Source organism: Leisingera sp. F5, assembly GCF_001593695.1.
In genome coordinates this window covers 1-1,964 of record NZ_LUKH01000627.1, presented here as the reverse complement: position 1 = coordinate 1,964, position 1,964 = coordinate 1, and the positions used below count along the sequence as shown (strand labels likewise).

Below are 1,964 nucleotides of genomic sequence, written 5' to 3'. Positions count from 1 at the left end.
ATATCAAGGTGGGCCAGCAGGCGACAACGCTGTCCGGCGGCGAGGCGCAGCGGGTGAAGCTGTCGAAGGAACTGTCGAAACGCTCGACCGGACGGACGCTGTATATTCTGGATGAGCCGACCACGGGTCTGCATTTCGAGGATGTGAAGAAGCTGCTGGAAGTGCTGCACGAGCTGGTGGAGCAGGGCAATTCGGTGGTGGTGATTGAGCATAATCTGGATGTGGTCAAGACCTCCGACTGGATCATCGACATCGGACCCGAGGGCGGCGATGGCGGCGGAGAGATTGTTGCGGCGGGCACGCCCGAAGCCGTGGCAGATGAGCCGCGCAGCCACACCGGGCGGTACCTGAAGGACATTCTGGCGGCACGGAAGGTGGCGGCGGAGTAAGGGCAGGGCACTGTCCCTCACGTTGGATGGAAGAGGGGCGCTGCCCCTCTTGGCCTTTGGCCAATTCACCCCGGAGTATTTGCGCAAAGGTGAATAAGAGGCTGTGGCGCCCCTTTCTCAGGCGGTTTGCAGTGCAGCCCGGCGTGCCAGCATCAGCGGCACCAGAAACAGTGCCAGGAAGGGTGTGTTCATCACCACATTGAACCAGGCGCCCGCAGCGAGCGAGCCGAGGCTGTCGGGGATGTACCAGGCCAGCAGCGCCGGGATCAGCAGGCGGCGGCCAAGCGCCGGGTCGGCGCTGTAGATATGCTCTGTGACCAAATAAATCAGCAGGCAGAAGCCGCACATCAGCCCGCCGCTGATGGCGGTCATCAGGGAGGCCGCGCCCGGGGTGAGCGCCTGGGCGCCGTCCAGCGGCAGGAAGGCGAGATCAATGAACAGGCTTAGTGCAGTGCCGAGCGGGGTGGCCAGCGCCAGCACCATGGCGAGGCCGAAAGCGGCAGAGAGATTCGAGACGATCTTAAGCATGCGGATTGATGCGGCGTGGGTCATTGGAAGCTCCTGATAATGTCTGCGCGCAGAATGCGGTCAGGCGCGGAAGCGAAACAATTACCTTGGAGGTAAGTGAACTTCTGATTGTGGCCGTCTATGCTGCGGCAAAAGGAGTCAGCTCATGGCGGAAGGTTTCGGCGCGGTTCTGAAGAAATGGCGCGGGCTGCGGCGGATGAGCCAGATGGCGCTGGCGCTGGAGGCCGGCGTCTCGGCGCGGCATCTGTCTTTTCTGGAGAGCGGAAGGTCGCGGCCGAGCCGCGGCATGGTGCTGCGCTTGAGCGATGAGCTGCAGGTGCCGGGCGGGGCGCGCAATCAGCTGCTGGCGGCTGCCGGTCTGGCACCTGCCTTTGCCCGGCGGAAACTGAACGATGCGGAATTGGCGCCGCTGAAACAGGCCGCTGAACAAATGATGATCGCGCATGAGCCGTATCCGGCGCTGATGATCGACCGGCATTGGCGGCTTTTGCGCCTGAACCGGCCTGCGGCCCTAATGCTTGAAGGCGTTGGGATCCGTGCGGGCTGCAGCCTGATTGAGGCTCTGCTGGAGAACGCCGGTCTGCGGGAAGCGCTGGAGAACCTGCAGGATATCGAACGGCTGAGCCTGGCCCGGCTTAGAACCGAGCTGGCCCATTTCGGCGAGGATCCGGTGCTGGAACAGGCGGTAGAGCGGCTGCAGCGAATGGTGGCGGCCTCGGGCAGCGCACCGGAGGGGGAACTGCCCGCGGTGATCCCGGCCCGCTACCGGTTGGGCGGGCAGGTGCTGTCGTTCTTTTCCACCATTACCCAGTTCGGCGGCACTGGGGATCTGGCGATGGCGGAGCTGCGGATCGAAATGCTGTTTCCGGCCGATGAGGCCACGCGGGAGGCGATGGCCGCGATGGGCGGTCACTAGCAGGCAGCGCGACCGGTTAGTTCGCCAGGTTGGCCTCCGCGCCGATCAGGCGCAGCACTTTCTGGGTCTCGCGGTTCACTTGGTAGACATAGCCGCCGGCCTGAACATAGCTGCCAAAAGGGTCCGGTGCC

At 64.0% G+C, this 1,964-nt stretch carries 2 protein-coding genes and 1 pseudogene; 2 read left to right on the top strand and 1 reads right to left on the bottom strand.

Going from position 1 to position 1,964, the window contains the following annotated elements:
- A pseudogene (locus A2I95_RS34105) lies at positions 1–389 on the top strand (excinuclease ABC subunit A); the annotation flags it as partial.
- A gap of 117 nt (positions 390–506) precedes the next feature.
- On the opposite strand, the gene A2I95_RS34100 reads toward A2I95_RS34105, so the two are convergent.
- Entirely contained in the window at positions 507–941 is a 435-nt protein-coding gene (locus A2I95_RS34100; protein WP_291736938.1) for an excinuclease ABC subunit A, read from the bottom strand.
- Between the two features lie 121 nt (positions 942–1,062).
- On the opposite strand from A2I95_RS34100, the gene A2I95_RS34095 reads away from it, so the two are divergent.
- A complete protein-coding gene (locus tag A2I95_RS34095; RefSeq protein ID WP_291736937.1) occupies positions 1,063–1,833 on the top strand; it encodes a helix-turn-helix transcriptional regulator in 771 nt (256 codons plus the stop codon).
- Positions 1,834–1,964: the final 131 nt, after the last annotated feature.

What these genes read in the sequence shown, in the direction of transcription:
- A2I95_RS34100 (WP_291736938.1), bottom strand. Translation starts at nt 941, where the DNA reads ATGACCCACGCCGCATCAATCCGCATGCTTAAGATCGTCTCGAATCTC.
- A2I95_RS34095 (WP_291736937.1), top strand. Translation starts at nt 1,063, where the DNA reads ATGGCGGAAGGTTTCGGCGCGGTTCTGAAGAAATGGCGCGGGCTGCGG.